At 34.9% G+C, this 16913-nt stretch carries 16 protein-coding genes and 1 pseudogene; 11 read left to right on the top strand and 6 right to left on the bottom strand.

The window, feature by feature from the left end:
* Window positions 1-230: 230 nt before the first annotated feature.
* Complete coding sequence (locus tag MKY71_RS18765; RefSeq protein WP_065217306.1) at window positions 231-557, top strand: four-helix bundle copper-binding protein; 327 nt, start codon at window positions 231-233, stop codon at window positions 555-557.
* A gap of 89 nt (window positions 558-646) precedes the next feature.
* Here the strand turns inward: MKY71_RS18765 and MKY71_RS18760 are convergent.
* The 5 genes and pseudogenes from MKY71_RS18760 to MKY71_RS18740 all read right to left on the bottom strand — a co-directional run.
* Window positions 647-1522 (bottom strand): annotated as a pseudogene (locus MKY71_RS18760) (FAD-dependent oxidoreductase); the annotation flags it as partial.
* Between the two features lie 151 nt (window positions 1523-1673).
* Window positions 1674-2315 carry a YitT family protein gene (locus MKY71_RS18755; RefSeq protein WP_079524090.1) on the bottom strand — a complete coding sequence of 214 codons (642 nt, stop codon included), beginning with the start codon at window positions 2313-2315 and terminating at the stop codon, window positions 1674-1676.
* Between the two features lie 270 nt (window positions 2316-2585).
* Window positions 2586-3335 carry an amino acid ABC transporter ATP-binding protein gene (locus tag MKY71_RS18750; protein ID WP_269454598.1) on the bottom strand — a complete coding sequence of 250 codons (750 nt, stop codon included), beginning with the start codon at window positions 3333-3335 and terminating at the stop codon, window positions 2586-2588.
* A gap of 2 nt (window positions 3336-3337) precedes the next feature.
* Window positions 3338-3988, bottom strand: coding sequence for an amino acid ABC transporter permease (locus MKY71_RS18745; protein WP_065217304.1), 651 nt, complete (start codon window positions 3986-3988; stop codon window positions 3338-3340).
* A 72-nt stretch (window positions 3989-4060) separates the two neighbouring features.
* The gene (locus tag MKY71_RS18740; protein WP_065217303.1) at window positions 4061-4855 is read right to left on the bottom strand and encodes an amino acid ABC transporter substrate-binding protein; all 795 of its coding nucleotides are present in this window, start codon (window positions 4853-4855) and stop codon (window positions 4061-4063) included.
* Between the two features lie 331 nt (window positions 4856-5186).
* On the opposite strand from MKY71_RS18740, the gene MKY71_RS18735 reads away from it, so the two are divergent.
* From MKY71_RS18735 to MKY71_RS18690, 10 genes are all read left to right on the top strand, one after another.
* A complete protein-coding gene (locus MKY71_RS18735; RefSeq protein WP_065217302.1) occupies window positions 5187-6227 on the top strand; it encodes a metal ABC transporter solute-binding protein, Zn/Mn family in 1041 nt (346 codons plus the stop codon).
* An 88-nt stretch (window positions 6228-6315) separates the two neighbouring features.
* On the top strand, window positions 6316-6504 hold the full coding sequence (locus MKY71_RS18730) for a metal-sensing transcriptional repressor (RefSeq protein ID WP_065217301.1): 189 nt from the start codon (window positions 6316-6318) through the stop codon (window positions 6502-6504).
* A 324-nt stretch (window positions 6505-6828) separates the two neighbouring features.
* Window positions 6829-7824, top strand: coding sequence for a rod shape-determining protein (locus tag MKY71_RS18725; protein WP_065217300.1), 996 nt, complete (start codon window positions 6829-6831; stop codon window positions 7822-7824).
* Between the two features lie 15 nt (window positions 7825-7839).
* Window positions 7840-8544 carry a response regulator transcription factor gene (locus tag MKY71_RS18720; RefSeq protein WP_065217299.1) on the top strand — a complete coding sequence of 235 codons (705 nt, stop codon included), beginning with the start codon at window positions 7840-7842 and terminating at the stop codon, window positions 8542-8544.
* A complete protein-coding gene (locus tag MKY71_RS18715; protein WP_065217298.1) occupies window positions 8541-9941 on the top strand; it encodes a sensor histidine kinase in 1401 nt (466 codons plus the stop codon). Before MKY71_RS18720 ends, MKY71_RS18715 begins: the two co-directional genes overlap by 4 nt.
* Before the next feature lie 144 nt (window positions 9942-10085).
* Complete coding sequence (gene asnB, locus MKY71_RS18710) at window positions 10086-11954, top strand: asparagine synthase (glutamine-hydrolyzing) (protein WP_340733683.1); 1869 nt, start codon at window positions 10086-10088, stop codon at window positions 11952-11954.
* Window positions 11955-12000: 46 nt separating this feature from the next.
* A complete protein-coding gene (locus tag MKY71_RS18705; RefSeq protein ID WP_065217296.1) occupies window positions 12001-12555 on the top strand; it encodes a TVP38/TMEM64 family protein in 555 nt (184 codons plus the stop codon).
* Window positions 12556-12665: 110 nt separating this feature from the next.
* Entirely contained in the window at window positions 12666-13460 is a 795-nt protein-coding gene (locus MKY71_RS18700) for a lipid II flippase Amj family protein (protein ID WP_340733848.1), read from the top strand.
* Window positions 13461-13486: 26 nt separating this feature from the next.
* Window positions 13487-14446: a C39 family peptidase gene (locus MKY71_RS18695; protein WP_065217295.1), complete on the top strand. Its 960-nt coding sequence runs from the start codon at window positions 13487-13489 to the stop codon at window positions 14444-14446.
* Window positions 14447-14761: 315 nt separating this feature from the next.
* On the top strand, window positions 14762-15262 hold the full coding sequence (locus MKY71_RS18690; protein ID WP_065217294.1) for a C40 family peptidase: 501 nt from the start codon (window positions 14762-14764) through the stop codon (window positions 15260-15262).
* Window positions 15263-15827: 565 nt separating this feature from the next.
* On the opposite strand, the gene MKY71_RS18685 is transcribed toward MKY71_RS18690, so the two are convergent.
* On the bottom strand, window positions 15828-16853 hold the full coding sequence (locus MKY71_RS18685; RefSeq protein ID WP_065217293.1) for a stage II sporulation protein P: 1026 nt from the start codon (window positions 16851-16853) through the stop codon (window positions 15828-15830).
* Between the last annotated feature and the right edge of the window lie 60 nt (window positions 16854-16913).

Below are 16913 nucleotides of genomic sequence, written 5' to 3'. Positions count from 1 at the left end.
GACCTGAAAGGAAGTGCTGAAATAGTAGAAGCTGTAGGATCTTCCGTTCAGCAATATCAATCCTGTATTGATGCATGTGATGCTTGCGTCGTAGCTTGTGAACAATACTAGACACTTACTTAAATATATGCAGTTTTTATGGAGTTTTAATTATTTCAGTTTATATTAATAATTAATGGGGAAATTATATTATGTAACCAAAAATAATCACTAAAATGGAGGTTTTATTAATGGCGCATGAACAGTATCAACAACTATTACAAACTTTACATGAATGTATGACAGAGTGTAATCATTGTTATGATGCATGTTTAAAAGAAGACGATATTAAAATGATGGCAGAGTGTATTCGGTTGGATAGAGAATGTGCTGATATTTGTGCTTACCTTGAACAAGCAATCTCAAGAGGTACACCCTTTGTTTCTGAATTAGCTTCTGTGTGTGCTACTATTTGCGAGGCTTGTGGGAATGAATGTAAAAAACATAATCATGATCACTGTCAAAAATGTGCTGATGCCTGCTTTAAATGCGCAGAAGCATGTAGAAGTGTTGCTTAAAAACATCTATTCTGTAAAAAATTGCTCAAAGCAGGTTTACCTTCCTATTTGAGCAATTTTTTATCCAAATACAACATATTCATTCACATTTACCCTGCACAACAAGATAATTTGGATACATCTTTATCAAAAGTTAGGGCAGCTAATTTTAAGCCTTCTGCCATTGTTAAATATGGTGCAAGGCTTTCTTTTAAATCTTCTACAGTTAACCCAAACTTAACGGCTAAAGTCGCTGCATAAATCACATCACCTGCATTTTCAGATACAATATGAACCCCTAGCACTTTTAATGTTTTTGCATCTGCCACAAGCTTGAAAACACCTGTTGTTTCACGATTTACTATCGCTCTTGGAACCGCATCTAAGGGCAATACAGAGGTTTTTACTTTATAGCCTTTTTCTTTTGCTTTTTCTTACGTTAAACCAACGGTTGCAATAGATGGATTTGTAAATGTAACTCCAGGAACAACCGATAAATCTGATTTTTTATTTAATCCACCAATTGCATTTTCGGCAACAATTCCACCTTCATAGGCTGCTACATACACAAATTGAGGTCCTAATGTTACATCGCCTGCTGCATAAACCTTTTCATTACTTGTTCTGGCATAATCATTTATCAATATTTCTTTTCGTTTTCCGACTTCTACACCTGCTGCACTTAAATTTAAAGAGTCCGTATTTGGTTTTCTTCCTGTTGCAACAAGTAACTGCTCTGATTCCACAACTTTTTTCCTGCCATCTACTGTTACATAAACCTTTTTTAGTTCTCCATCTTGAAATGAATCACTTGCCACTCGACTTTAATAGTTTATCAATTTACTTACATCAATCAGTTAAAGTTGATAAGGTACGATTATCTACTGTTCCACACGCTCAAAAGTTGCCCCTTTTACAAGATTTATACCCTGTTCAGTTAACGCTTTTTCTACGGCTTCTGAAATTTCTGGGTCATATTCTTTTACCTATTTTATAATAGGGGAATGAATATTTTTACCAATCATTATAAATGGAGAAGCCTAGATATTATCACGATAACGGAGTAAATGTAAACAAGCTGCAAGGCCAAAATTTGATAACTTTATAAAATGAATTATACCTCTCCATAAATACTCATTAGTGAGCTACTAAATGCCCTTTTCTACTTGTAATAAGACTTGTGGTTACACCAATAAAAAGTATAGTTATAATGGAGAGATAAAATGTTTCTGAAGATAATAATAATCCACCAACAATTATAACAATGGAATCAATAAACAAGATATAAATGCCCACATTTATACCTGTCCTATCACATAAAAACTGAGCAATAAAATCCGTGCCCCCAGTACTTGTCTGAAAATGTAACATTAATCCAATTCCAATTCCTACAAAGATGCCACCTAATATAGAACTGTAGAACGCTTCGATTTTAATTAGATTATTAACTGGTGCTAGAAAATTAATAAAAAATGCAGACAGAATCATTCCATGCAAACTATTATAAAAAAAGTTTCTATAATGAAACCATGCGTAGATAAAGATTGGAATGCTTAATATAATTACTGTTAAACCTATATTAAAACCCCATAAGTAGTTTGCTATTAATCCGATACCAACTGTTCCTCCATCTAATATTTTATGTGGTACTAAAAACAAATTTATACCTAAAGATGGAAAAATACTACCTATAATTAGTGCTAAACCTTTTTTAATAAATACAGGGGACCACCTCTTATTGTAAATTTTTACGGTAATTATAAATAAATATATGTTCATTTTTAAGTTTACAGTAGAGAATCTGAAAATAATAAAGCTATAACTCGTTGGATACTTACATAATATTCTGTTCGGAATCGATTATAAAATTTCCTTCGTAACTTAACTTCATGCACAATAATGGATAGACTAGCATGTGGAAATAAGCCATTTGTATCTGCAAAACATTTTTATGTAAAGAATTGCCCCAATAATAAAAACAGTAAGAACACCATTTAATTGGCACCCTTACTGTCTCTATTCATACTAAATATCCGCAAGAAATTAAAATTAATTAAAATGATTCTGTAAAAATATTTGTGCACGTCTAGTTTGTGGATTTTGAAAAAATTCCAATGGTGTTGCCGTTTCGACGATTTCGCCGTTATCCATAAACACAATTCTATCTGCAACCTCTCGTGCAAAGCCCATTTCATGTGTCACAACTAGCATTGTCATATTTTCATGCGCTAATTCTTTCATAACCTTTAATACTTCACCTGTTAATTCAGGATCAAGGGCCGAAGTCGGCTCATCAAACAACAAAATTTCGGGTTTTAACATTAGTGCCCTTGCAATCGCTACACGCTGTTTTTGCCCACCAGATAGCTTGGCTGGATATTCATTCGCCTTTTCTAATAATCCAACCTTTTGTAAAAGCTCTTCACTTTGTTTTTGAATAGCCTCTTTTGTGTATAATTTTAATTGCTTCGGAGTTATTTCTAGATTTTCACGCACTGTTAAATGCGGAAACAAGTTGAAATTTTGAAATACCATACCCATTTTAGCTGTGATTTGTTTCCTTGTTTGTGGTGTTGTATATACCCCATTCTTCACTAAAGTCTGCCCATCAATAATTATGTCACCGAAATCAATACGTTCTAAGTTGACTAAGCTTCTAAGTAATGTACTTTTTCCTGAACCCGAGGGACCAAGAATAGCAATCACTTCATTTTTTTTTGCAAAAAAAGAAATATCCTGAAGTACTTTTGATACACCAAATGCTTTTGCTAAATTTTTAACCTCAATCAATGTACACACCTCTATTCATATTTGAATCTTTTTTCTAAGCCTTTAAAGAACCATGTTAGTAGTAACGTCATCAGTAAATAAATCACACCGGCCACAAAATAAGGTATAATCGTAAAGTCACGATTGACGGCTGTTTGCGCAAAGTGTAACAGCTCCGGTATTGCTACTGCATATAGAAGTGCTGTATCTTTCACTAATGTGACAGATTCATTCGATATAGCTGGTAATGCGACACGAATCATTTGTGGGATAATAATTTTTGTCATCGTTTGAAATTTATTTAATCCTAGTACTTGTGCAGCCTCGTACTGCCCTTTATCAATCGATAGTAAACCACCTCTAAAAATTTCCGCAAAATATGCTGCGTAATTTAAAATGAAACCAATACATGCTGCGACAAATCGGTCTAGTACAAGGTATTCACCAATACCTGGAATCATCGGCAGACCAAAACAAATGATAAGTAATTGTAAAAGCAGCGGTGTACCACGCATGACATATATATACGTACTTGCTAACGCTACAACTGCTTTCCATTTACTTTGAACTGCTAATGTGAGTAAGAAACCGAGTGGAACAGCAAGTATAATGGCGATTATAAATAGTAAAACGGTCATTTTTGCGCCTTCTAACATTGGAAGGACAACGGTTTGAAAATCCATTACTTACACTCCCTCTCTATCATGAACAGAAAAAGATAAGAGCTTTTTAAATGAAGCTCTTACCTTTTGTCATTATTTTAAAATGCGGTCTTCGCCAAACCATTTCTCTGAAATTTTAGCTGCAATACCGTTTTCATTCATCATGTCTAACGCTGCTTGTAACTCTTCTAAAAGTTTCTCATTCCCTTTTTTCACACCAACTCCGTACTGCTCTGGCGCTAAGGCATCATCTAAAATTTTGAATGTGTCTGGCTCCTGAGTCATGTAATATTCGCCAACGACTGAATCAATAATAACCGCCTGTGTACGGCCTGCCTTTAAATCTGTTAATGCTAATACGTTATCACCGTATTCAGATAAAGAAGCAATTTCGTCTTTAACAGAATGCGCGTTAATTGCATCTACAGCCGAAGATAAGGCTTGAATCCCTACATCTTTTCCTGCTAAGTCTTCAATTGATGCAAGTTCAGAATCTTTCAGCGTCATTACAACTTGAGCATTTTCTAAATAAGGTTCCGTGAATAACACTTTCTCCCTACGTTCATCTGTAATCGTATAACCATTCCAAATTAAATCGATACGACTACTTGCAAGTTCTACTTCTTTAGTTTTCCAATCAATTGGTTGAAATTCTACCTCAACTCCCATTTGATCTGCAGCAGCACGTGCATAATCAATATCAAAGCCCACAATCTCATTGGTTTCATCTCTGAATCCCATTGGGGCAAATTTATCATCAATCCCAATAATTAATACTTCCTTCTCTTCTGTTTTACTCGAAGAAGTCGATTCCTCTGTATCGCTACAAGCCGCTAAGATTGTTGCTGTTGCAGCTAGACCTACTAATAATGTTTTAATTTTTTTCATATCAAAACTCCTAATCTCATAATATAATTTCACTCACTAATACACTAGCACACTAAAGTACATGTACAAAAAAATAATTGTTAAAGACTGACCATCTCTTTAGCAATACTACTAATCTATCCACTTTATTAAGTTGGGTATTTCAGCGAATAATTATGATTATAAAAACAAAATGTGGAGAAAGTATGGAGGAAAATTAAAATCAATAAATTTAATTTAATTTGTGACCAAATAATTAATCTAAATTTTTTTGCTTGTCAGCATTTCTTCTTTACTGTATATTTACATACATTAAACGTAATCATTACGATTTGAAAGGAATTAGAACGGCATGAAAAAATGGTTAGCTCCCCTTCTAGTAACAAGTGGCTTATTACTAGCAGCCTGCGGGAATAATGAAGAAGACAAACAAACAACTGAGAATACTACGGAAAAAGTAAAAGTATATACAACAGTTTATCCGCTTACTTACTTCACTGAGGTTATCGGTGGTGAATATGTAGATGTTGAATCGGCTTACCCACCTGGTGCAAATGAGCATTCATTTGAGCCAACTCAAAAAGACATGATTGATTTTGCCAATGCAGATGTTCTCTTTTATATTGGTCTCGGTTTAGAGGGCTTTGTAGAGAATGCGAAGGAAACATTAGCAAATGAAGACGTACAATTTATTGCAACGACGGACAATGTTTCAGACGAGAAATTAGCTATTAGTACAGGCGAAGTTGATTCACATGAAGGCGAAACAGCTGAGGAACACGCAGAGCATTCAGAAGAGTCAAACACCGATTCACATGAGGATGAATCGGTTAAAGAAGAAACGGGCCAGGAAGGTCATGGTCACGGTGAATTAGACCCACATGTTTGGCTATCTACAGACATTTCAAAAGACTTAGCCTTAGCGATTAAAGATACTTTAGTTGATGAAATGCCTGAACAAGCTGCTGTTTTTGAAGATAACTACACACAGTTAGTCACTGAATTGGAAAGCTTAGATACTGCTTTTGAAGAAATGACTACAAGTGTATCAAATAACACCTTCTTTGTTTCACATGCAGCATTTGGCTATATTGCAGGTACCTATAATTTAGAGCAAGTAGCCATCGCTGGTCTAAACTCTCAAGATGAACCTTCTCAAGCTGAGCTTGTCGAGCTTGTCAAAATGGCAAAAGAGCGCAATATCCAGTATGTATTATTTGAACAAAATATATCATCAAAACTAACAGAAATAATCCAAGAAGAGCTTGGGGCTAAATCACTGACGCTGCATAACTTAAGTGTATTAACCGATGAAGATCTTCAAAATAACGAAAATTATTTCACCCTAATGGAAAAAAATATTGAGACATTGCGTCAAGCATTAACAAAGTAATTGTTGTTTTACGGAGAACTCTATAAAAGTTCTCCCTCTTTTTACATAAAACCATCCTCCCCAGGGGGTTAAGGAGGAATAGAGTATTATGTGTCAAAATCATCCACATCATGAACATAAACAACGTAAGAAAGTCGTGAATCGGCTAGCACGTATTGAAGGGCATGTGCGCGCCATTAAAGAAATGACCAGTGACTGTGCGGAAATTTTATTACAACTAGCTGCAGTAAGAAAAGCCATCGATAATACAGCAAAAGTTGTTTTTGCTAATCAATGACAACTTATAAATTAACAGCACCAAAATTTTATAGCTGGTTATCTATAAGCAATCGGATACAAAACCATCGTTATATAGCACTGCGATTGATATGTGGGGTGTTCGTATTCTAGGGGTATATATATTAGACATTCATAATTTGGTATTTTAGGTGTGTGATTGTCTACCGCAATTGACTTAGTTATGAGAGCAGTTTTCCTTACATGGAAATATCATTCACATTTAAAAAAGCTATTACAAGATAAATATTGACTACACACTTTTCACAAACTTTTTCACTATACTTATTGCATTGAATTGACATCAATAATAGGAGGATTTCTCATGCAATTATTTCAAAAATCAGGTCCTGGTATCGGTATTGATTTGGGGACTGCAAATACATTAGTCTATGTAAAAAATAAAGGGATTGTTTACAACGAACCTTCAATACTCGCTAAAAACACATATACACAAAAAGTAATTGCGGTTGGACATAAGGCAAAAGTTATGCAAGGTCGTACACATGGTAGTGTAGAGACAGTTCGCCCTATTCGCGACGGCGTTGTTGCGGATTTTCAAGCTACAACTGAAATGATTCAACATTATGTAAAAGAATTGACACAAAAAAGGTTTGTTGGAAGAAAACCATTTTTAGTTGTTTCGGCCCCTACACATTTAACGAGTGTAGAGAGAAGAGCAGTTATTGATGCGGCGTTACAAGCTGGAGCAAAAGAAGCGATTATCATTGAAGAAACGTTTGCCGCTGCCATAGGTGCAGGACTTCCAGTTTGGGAACCATCTGGCTCAATGATTGTCGATATTGGAGGTGGCACTACTGACGTAGCCATCCTTTCACTTGGCGGAGTTGTTGTTTCAAACTCAATAAAAGTCGCTGGCGATGAAATGGACCGCCTCATAATTAAACACACTAAAAATACACACCAGTTAATTATTGGTGAAGCGACTGCTGAAAAAATTAAAATCAATGTCTTTAAAGAAGAAGTAAACGGTAAACTGGAAGTACGAGGTCGGGATATGGTAACAGGTCTTCCAAAGACAGTTAATATTACTGCTAGCGAAATTTCGAGTGTTTTAGAAGAAGCAATCGACCAGATTAATTTAGTTATTAAACAAACTTTAGAGCAAACCCCGCCTGAACTTGCCTCTGATATAATTGAACGAGGTTTATTATTAAGTGGTGGTATAGCTCTTCTACCACAACTTGAAAAAATCATTAGTGATGCCTCGCAGTTACCGGTTATTTTAGCAGAAACGCCCCTAGAAAGTGTTGCTAAAGGGACTGCCAGAATTGTTGATGAGCCTAACATTGTTAAGTAATAAGGAGCGATTTGTATGAAAAAGATTTTAATCGTTGAAGACGAACAGTATATGCAGGAACTCATGCGAATCCAACTTCAAAGTCAATACGATTTAATACTATGCGAGAACGGTGCTGACGCCCTCCAAATATTTAAAACAAAGGAATTTGACCTCATTATACTTGACGTCATGCTACCTTTTATCAATGGCTTTGAGTTATGTAAAGAAATTAGAATGTCTTCAAATGTGCCAATTTTAATGGTAACAGCTCGTACCGATTTATCTGATACTGTAAGAGGGCTTGAAACAGGAGCTGATGATTATGTTACTAAGCCTTTTGAATTTGAAGAGCTTATTGCTCGTATGAAGTCTCTCCTACGAAGGTCTGCCTTTAAAGAAGACGAAAAAAGTAATACCCAAATTTTATCGTTAAACAATGGGACATTAATCATTAATATTGATAATCGTAGCGTGAGATTTGATCAACAATTCATAGAATTGACAAGTAAAGAATTTCAGCTCCTTGTACTGCTTGCTGAATCGCCAGAACGTGTATTTACCCGGGAAAAATTACTTGAACTGTTATGGAATTATGCTGATGAACGTGAACTACGAGCTATTGATTCGCATGTAAAGAATATTCGAACAAAATTCAAGAAAGTGCGACCTGGTGCGAAAATTATACAAACCGTATGGGGCATAGGCTATCAACTAATTATACCAGAGGCACAGAAATGAAAAAAAATAGTGTTGTAACGAAGCTTGGTATTGTAATTATGCTATTATTCCTGACAATTCTAATCCCATTCGCAATTATTATGGACCGTATTTTCTTAAATGTCTATTCGCTTTATATAGATGAAAATGTACGTGCTTTAGGTGATCGAATAGAAATTGCAGTAACTGAAACAATGAAAGACGAACCGAATCTATATTTAAATATTCAATCTCTTACTGACAATGATTTGGTCTTTTTCAATAAACAAGGGATTGTACAATCTGAAGGTTACTTAGAATATCATCAAGGAAGTAAAATATCAGAGAACTGGCTTAATCGCTTACAAGCTGATGAATATTTAGCTGGAGAGCGAGTTATTCAAGATACAAAGGAAAATATTTATTATGTGGTGAAACCTTTTATAAAAAACAATGAATTTAGTGGTGGGGTTATAATTTTTTCCTCTATTAGCGAAATCCATGCAAAAATGCATGAAGTACGTGACTGGATTATTCGTACCATTATTGGGGCCATCATTTTAGCACTTGGTTATACAATATTTCTTTCATGGCGTCTTAGTCGCCCATTAGTGGAGATGGAAAAAGCAACACGTGAAATTTCAAAAGGTAATTTAAAAACCAAGGTCCATGTGCCTTCAAGTGACGAAGTCGGTTCCTTAGCGAAAGCCATAAATGATATGAGTATTGAGTTAAATGATTATCGTATAAATCGTAGTGAATTTTTAGCTAATATCTCACATGAATTGCGAACGCCTACTTCATATTTAAAGGGTTATGGGAACATCATTAAAAATAAACGCTACAAATCACAAGAAGAGCTAGAAAAATATGCTGGAATAATTGAAAGTGAAGCGAATCGATTAGCAAAGTTAATTCAAGAGCTATTTGAACTGTCCAAAATGGAAGAAGGTAATATCCAGCTTTACCTACAATCTGTTGATATTGATGATCTTATAGAGTCTGTCGTAGAAAAGGTAAAGCTTAAAGTGTTGAACCAAAACAATCGAATTCGCATGACTGTACAGAATGATTTACCAGAAATCTATACAGATGGCTTGCGCCTAGAACAAATTCTTATAAACCTTCTTGAAAATGCTGTTCATTATTCAGACGGTGGAGATATTGAAATCATTGCACGATTGAATCACAAACAAATCCAATTTATTGTTCGAGATGAAGGCCCAGGCATTCCAGAAGCAGAACTTCCGTTTATTTTCCACCGTTTTCACCGTGTTGAAAAATCTCGTGCACGGAATCTTGGTGGCTCAGGTCTTGGTTTAGCCATAGTTGCAGAATTAACAAAGCACCTCAAAGGTGAAATTTACGTTGAAAGTATACTTGAAGAAGGTACTTGTTTTACAGTTTCCATCCCAATAACATTATTATCTGATGAATAATATTTCACTTAAATAACGTATGGTAGATAATTGCATCCTCTTTAGGATAAAAAAATTTTTTTCGATCATGCATATTTCTCCATAGATTCTACAAATCCTCTCTTTAAACTTCTAAGTATTAAAACTTTAAAGAGGTGTAACACAATGTGTGGATTTGTCGGTTTTATTCATGGTACACAACCTTTTCAATATAAAAATTTTATGAAGCAAATGCTTGAAACAATTGTCCATCGTGGACCTGATAGTGATGGGATTTATTCAGATGAAAAAGTAACATTAGGTTTTCGACGATTAAGTATACTCGATCTAAGTACAGCTGCGAGTCAGCCCTTTTCAACAGAAAACGAAGATATTGTACTTGTATTTAATGGTGAGATTTATAATTATCGTGAACTTCGAGAAGAATTAATAAGTTATGGTCATACATTCCAAACAACTTCAGATACAGAGGTGCTTTTAAAAGGATATATTGAATACGGAACGAAAGTTCTCCAAAAGATACGCGGAATGTTTGCTTTTTGTATTTGGGATAAAAAACAAAATCTCCAGTTTATTGCCCGTGATCATTTTGGAATTAAACCTTTATATTATACGCAGCATACGACAGATAACACGATTTTATTTGGTTCAGAGATTAAATCCTTTCTTCCGCATCCTAAGTTTAAAAAGGAGTTAAATGAAAAGGCGTTACGCCCTTTTTTAACGTTCCAATATCCAGCAACAGACGAAACATTTTTTAAGGGCGTTTATAAACTCACTCCTGGATCGTTCATGCTTATTCAAAACGGTCATATACAGATTAAATCTTACTGGACACATGAATTTTCTCCAACAACTAATTCTTTAGATACACATGTTCAACACATCAAAAAAGTATTAGAAGATTCTGTTGAAGCGCACTCTGTGAGTGATGTAAAGGTTGGTTCATTTTTATCTGGTGGTGTCGACTCCAGCTATATTGCAAAGCTATTAAAGCCTGATACAACATACAGCGTCGGCTTTCAAGGATATGAATCAATGTTTGATGAAACCTCTCTTGCAAAAGCCTTGTCAGAGGAATTACAATTTGAGAATAAGCAAAAGCATATTACAGCAGATGAAGCATTTGAAGCCATTCCAAAAATCCAGTGGCATATGGATGAGCCAGATTCAAATCTTTCGTCACTCCCTCTTTACTTCTTAGCAGAACTAGCTAGTAAGGATGTAACAGTTGTACTTTCTGGAGAAGGTGCAGACGAATTGTTTGGAGGCTATGAATGGTATAAGCCTTCTGAAAAAATGGAGCAATATAAAAAGATACCTTTGCCTTTGCGACATATACTTTCAGCAATTGCAAAATCTTTACCCAAAAACCGTTACACAAACTTTTTAGACAATGGGTCAAAATCAATTGAAGAACGCTTTATTGGACATGCCTTTGTTTGGCAGGAGGACGACGCACTCGCACTTCTAAACGAAAAATATCATAAAGGACCATCTGTTTGGGATATTGTAAAGACGTATTATGACAAAGTACAAGCTGAAGACGATACAACAAAAATGCAGTACCTCGACTTACATGTTTGGCTACCAAGTCAGATTTTACTGAAAGCCGACAAGATGAGCATGGCACACTCACTAGAATTACGTGTGCCTTTTTTAGATAAAGAAGTATTCAAAGTAGCAAGTCACATCCCGACACAATATAAAGTATCAACAGCAGATACAAAAATAGCGCTTCGTCAAGCGGCCTTAGATGAATTACCTGAAGCCTGGGCAAAGCGTAAAAAATTAGGGTTCCCTGTACCAATGCGCCACTGGTTACGTGAAGAAAAATACTATCAAATGGTGCGAAACACATTTGAAAAAGCATATATCCATGAATTTTTCGATCAGCAACTATTACTAAACTATTTAGATGCTCACTATGAAAAGAAAGCTGACCATGGTCGTTACGTTTGGACTGTCTATGTATTCTGCGTCTGGTATGAACAATATTTTCCTGAAAAATGCGGGTGGTCTCACGATTGGTAATAATAAATTAGTTATACAATAGCTAAAATAATTTTAAGGAAAGATTATGGATCAATTATTTTTAGACATTATACAAAATGAAAGACCTAATGGTTGGCTTTATCAATTTTTAATAATGGTACTTGTTTCAATGATTCCCTTTGCACCAATTCCCGTACTGGCGGCATTTATTGCAAGTAATCATTCGTTTTTCCCTGGTCTTGCGATTAACTTGCTTGGGACAACGCTAGGCTCCGTCCTTTTATTTCTCTTAAGTAAAAACTTACTACGGCATGTCGCTCTAAAATATTTATTAAAGAGACAGTATTTAACGAAATACATTGAACTAGTTGAGAAAAACGGTTTTTTAGCTGTACTACTTGGTCGTATCATTCCAGTTTTACCTTCAGCCGGCATTAATTTAATTGCAGGTATATCGAATGTAAATCTCGGTGCCTTTATAGCTGCAACATTTTTAGGCAAGTTACCAACAATACTAGCCTTTTCACTTGCAGGTCATCAAATAGCAGCCGGCAATTGGAATACTGTATTTATTATTGCGCTTTATGTGCTCATACTATTTTTAATCGGGAGAAAGCTGAAGCAAAAGTGGCGCCAATAAACATAGTCACCATAAAATAATGGACTATCCCCTCTTTAAACAACTCGATTAAGGAGGGGTTTTCCTATCACCTACTAAGGAGAACACCTGTGATTACAACACAGCTTATCATCATTGCTTTATTTATCTGTATGATTCATTCCATTGAAACACTTGCATATGCTGTACGATTATCTGGCGCAAGGGTAAGATTCCTCGCTTCAGCTTTTGCTTTATTTAATGTACTTGTAATGGTGTCAAGGCTAGCAAATATGATGCAACAACCCTTTACAGGAAGTCTCATTGATTTGGCACCAAAAGAAGATTCACTTACGTATGTGGAAGATCAATTTCGCTTTATTATAGGCGCTGCTTCTATTGGAACAATTATAGGTGCCTTATTGTTTCCAACCTTTATAGCACTATTTTCTAGAGCCATTGTTCATTTGGCTAACAAGCGAGGCTCAATGCCAGCATTGCTTAAAGCCGTTTGTACACGCAACAATATTATTCGAAGTATAAAACATATTCAAATGCCGAGTTTACAGTATTTAAAAGGGATTTCACTTAAAACCGTACCTATAAAACTGATGCTATTTAATATACTGATAACGGCTATCTATACGATTGGTGTTCTATCAGCACTGTATGCTGCATTGCTCGTACCTGAGCGAGCTGCAACAGCTGTTATGGCATCTGGTTTAATTAATGGCATGGCAACTATTTTATTAATTCTTTTCATTGATCCAAAAATTTCTATTCTAGCAGATGATGTGCTGAATGGTCGTGGCAGTTATATGCAATTAAAACAAACGACTATGTTTATGGTCATATCCCGTCTGCTTGGTACGCTTTTTGCACAAGTGCTATTTATTCCGGGTGCGCATTATATCGCATGGTTTACTAGATTTATCGCTTCCCTTTAATCATACTAACGAAAGGATTAAATATGATGAAAAGAATTTCATTTTTACTTTTAATAACACTACTATTAACTAGTTGTACAAGTGAAGAGAATACAGTGATAGAAAATTCCCCTACCGTAGAGGAAATTGTTGAAACTACGTCAATTTTTATAAAACTTATTGAGTTTACAAGCCAAGCTCCTGTCGTTAATAAGCAGGTTATTTTAAATGGTTTAAATGATGATACATATGTAGAAACTTTTTCGGATAAAAATGGACATATACTGTTTGAAGATATCGCAGTTGGTAAAGAGGTAGAAGTAAATATTGGAACAGGATTAACAAAAGAATCGCTTTCTTTTACTGTTGAAAAAGAAAAGGGAGAAATTCTGATAGAAACACATTCGCAGCAAAGAACAATTGCTGTTCCTGTAGTATTACAAAAACCCGTTCTCCCTACCGGCTGTGAAATCACATCACTAACAGCTATTTTTAACTACTATGGCGAAACAATTACTAAAGAGGAAATGGCTGAAAAACATTTAAATAAAGTACCATTACGTTATGAAAATGGCAAACGAATCGGCCCAAATCCACAAGAAGCGTTCCCAGGAGAACCAACGGATCCTAAGGGCATTTACATTTTTCCAGAAGGTATTATTGATTCAATTCATAGCTATTCAGAGGCTAATGGAAAAGATTACACTGCTGTCAATCTCACAGGTGCATCAATAGAAGAAATAGAAGATATGGTAAAAGAAGGTCTCCCCATTCTTACCTGGATTACACGGGATTTAGGTACACCTATAATACGAGGTAGCTATTGGATGGATGGGACAAACGAATATCATCATATTATTCAAAATGAACATGCAGTAGTATTAACTCGGGTTACTGAGGATACTGTTACTATAATGGATCCTCTACAAGGAAACGTTACACATGATAAAATTAAATTTTTTAAGAGCTTTGAGAGTTTAGGGAATATGGCTGTTACTCTTTATTGACTATTTAAATACTCTCTTTCAATTCAAGAAAGATAAGACGGAGCGATAGTTGACTTTGTAAAACAAAAGACCACTTTTTCAAATGAAAAGTGATCTTTTGTTTTATATGTGATTAAAATACAGAACGAAATATAAGACGAATTGCATAAAACGCGAAAAGTTTAATATTAAGAATATTATTACAAACTCGAATAGTGTAATCTTTTTGTTACTCAAATGTAAAATTAAAAAGGTTTATATGGTGATAAACTAGGTTTAGTTGAAGTTTAGAAAAAATAGCAGCCTAGAGCTAACAATCGGAGGATTTTACTTTATATGAAATTACAGTCACAGTTGCTTAAGGGCATTTCAATAGTTACACTTTCGTCATTCATCTTTTTAGCTCCACTTGCAAATCAAGCAGAAGCTGCTTCAAGTATAAATTCAACACAAATCGTATCGACTGCAAACAAAGTTTTGGGTACCAAGTATCTTTGGGGTGGTACTACAACAAAAGGCTTTGACTGCTCAGGATTTATCGGGTATGTATATAAAAAAGCTGGTGTTGCCTTACCAAGAACAACTGCTGGGATGATAAATGTTGGTACATCTGTTTCAAAGAAAAATCTAAAAGCTGGAGATTTGGTATTCTTCAATACTTCAGGTAAAGGTGTATCACATGCTGGAATTTACATTGGAAACGGCAAATTTGCACATTCTTCATCCAGTAAAGGTGTTTCAGTATCGAAACTGAACGATCCTTACTACTGGGGGGACAAATATATAGGTGCTAAGCGTGTAGCAAAAGTATCTCAAGTAGCTTCAGCAAAAAAATAAACTTACATTTCCAAACGTCTTACCGCAAACTATAATGCGGTAAAACGTTTTTTATTTTATGCACAGGACTCTCTTTCTTTCACCAATATATTTTGGAATTAAATTAATAATTAATTTGAGTAAATCAAGAGGGATTTAAATACGTTCTGAAAAAATTTTTCGCCCCTTGATTGTTCAGTCGGCTCCTGAATTAGTTGGCAACAGGAGGAGGGCGGACGCCTAGGAATCAGCCCCCTGTTTGCCGCCTTAGTCATGATGAGAATGTGTACAATCCGTAGGACAAAAGCAAAAAATACCACAATAAAAAGCAGCCTCCGTTTTGGTTGAGGAAAATCACCGGGTATTCTAGCTCGACCTTCCAAAATTAGCAGATAATTTATAAACTAACACCCTTCATGAGATACACATTTTTTAATTTTATATAAAAAATGTAGACAAGCTGTTTAATCAACGAGTCTACACATCGAATTTAATTACAAAAAGTGATTTTGCATTTCTAAAAGTATTCCATTCCTAAGCATTAACCCATTGGGTATCTCTAAAAGAAGTTTAAGGACTCGTTATTTCACCGAGATTCCGAATTTTCCTCCCAATAATAATCACTTAATACTTCAGCAAGGGCTTCCGTTGATCGATGAAGTTCTTCTACCGTATTATCTACTCCCCCAATTTCTATAATTAATGAGTTAGGGGCGAGATCTTGATTATAAATTCCATTTCCCTGACTACTACTTTTTTTTAATATACCTTTTGACAAAGTAGGGTATTTTTTTTCTAATAGTGTATGTAGCTTATTTGCAAACTGAAGATTCTTTTCAAATTCTGCATGGCCAGTTCCAACTACAAAAAGTAGATTAGCATATTTTGTTCTATTTATTTCTGTCGTTGTATTTTCTTTTCGTAATGAATCACGGTGAATATCTAAAAAGTACTCAAGGTCTTTATTTTCATTTTGTGATAATTGGATTAGTTCCCTTGAAACATTGTAAGAGCTGCTGTAATCTAAGTTCCTAGAATTCAAAAGTTGTACAATATCTACTGTTTCAACTTTTGTTCCTACTCCCCTTTGGTCCATTGCTCGCCCAAGCATTTTTCCAACCAATGTTATGTTTGCTACTGAATGATAAGCTTCTTCTGGTCTGATTGTATCTATAAGATAGGGCAAAAAGGATTCCCTACTATGGGAATGATAAATATAAACTACTTCTTTACCAAAGGTAGAGTGGATAGCTGAAATTTCTTTAGGTGATTTCATATTTCCGAAAATCCCCTCAATATTTTTTAATCGAAGAGTTCTGTCTTTTAATACTGTTTTCATAGGTGGTTTTAAGTCATCTCTATCCGTGTTTTCAAAAGTCTTATCCTCTTCTGAATTTTCTGTAGAGAAATTAATAGTGGGATCTTTTTTATTTAAAGGACTATTTATAACTTCGTTTTCCTCATTATTTATATTATTAAATTTGTAGGTCATTCCCAACCAAGTAGTAGCTATTCCCCAGATAATAAAAAGGAATATCGCAATATAAAGAAATAATTTTGCTTTATTCTTACCAACCCGTTTGTTCTTGTCTTCTGTTAATTTAGGAGACATATAGATCCCTCCCTTGCAATAATTATTATTAAAAGTATTTAAAAAACACCCTCAAGTAAA

The sequence above is a fragment of the Solibacillus sp. FSL W7-1324 genome (assembly GCF_038008025.1).
Taxonomy (GTDB): Bacteria; Bacillota; Bacilli; order Bacillales_A; family Planococcaceae; genus Solibacillus.
This window is presented reverse-complemented; position numbering and strand designations above follow the sequence as displayed.

Bases quoted from the DNA above. Each gene is read 5' to 3' on its own strand.
- MKY71_RS18725 (WP_065217300.1), top strand. From the start codon at position 6,829: ATGCAATTATTTCAAAAATCAGGTCCTGGTATCGGTATTGATTTGGGG.
- MKY71_RS18755 (WP_079524090.1), bottom strand. From the start codon at position 2,315: ATGAACATATATTTATTTATAATTACCGTAAAAATTTACAATAAGAGG.
- MKY71_RS18720 (WP_065217299.1), top strand. From the start codon at position 7,840: ATGAAAAAGATTTTAATCGTTGAAGACGAACAGTATATGCAGGAACTC.
- MKY71_RS18765 (WP_065217306.1), top strand. From the start codon at position 231: ATGGCGCATGAACAGTATCAACAACTATTACAAACTTTACATGAATGT.
- MKY71_RS18730 (WP_065217301.1), top strand. From the start codon at position 6,316: ATGTGTCAAAATCATCCACATCATGAACATAAACAACGTAAGAAAGTC.
- MKY71_RS18735 (WP_065217302.1), top strand. From the start codon at position 5,187: ATGAAAAAATGGTTAGCTCCCCTTCTAGTAACAAGTGGCTTATTACTA.
- MKY71_RS18695 (WP_065217295.1), top strand. From the start codon at position 13,487: ATGAAAAGAATTTCATTTTTACTTTTAATAACACTACTATTAACTAGT.
- MKY71_RS18745 (WP_065217304.1), bottom strand. From the start codon at position 3,988: ATGGATTTTCAAACCGTTGTCCTTCCAATGTTAGAAGGCGCAAAAATG.
- MKY71_RS18740 (WP_065217303.1), bottom strand. From the start codon at position 4,855: ATGAAAAAAATTAAAACATTATTAGTAGGTCTAGCTGCAACAGCAACA.
- MKY71_RS18685 (WP_065217293.1), bottom strand. From the start codon at position 16,853: ATGTCTCCTAAATTAACAGAAGACAAGAACAAACGGGTTGGTAAGAAT.
- MKY71_RS18715 (WP_065217298.1), top strand. From the start codon at position 8,541: ATGAAAAAAAATAGTGTTGTAACGAAGCTTGGTATTGTAATTATGCTA.
- asnB (WP_340733683.1), top strand. From the start codon at position 10,086: ATGTGTGGATTTGTCGGTTTTATTCATGGTACACAACCTTTTCAATAT.
- MKY71_RS18705 (WP_065217296.1), top strand. From the start codon at position 12,001: ATGGATCAATTATTTTTAGACATTATACAAAATGAAAGACCTAATGGT.
- MKY71_RS18690 (WP_065217294.1), top strand. From the start codon at position 14,762: ATGAAATTACAGTCACAGTTGCTTAAGGGCATTTCAATAGTTACACTT.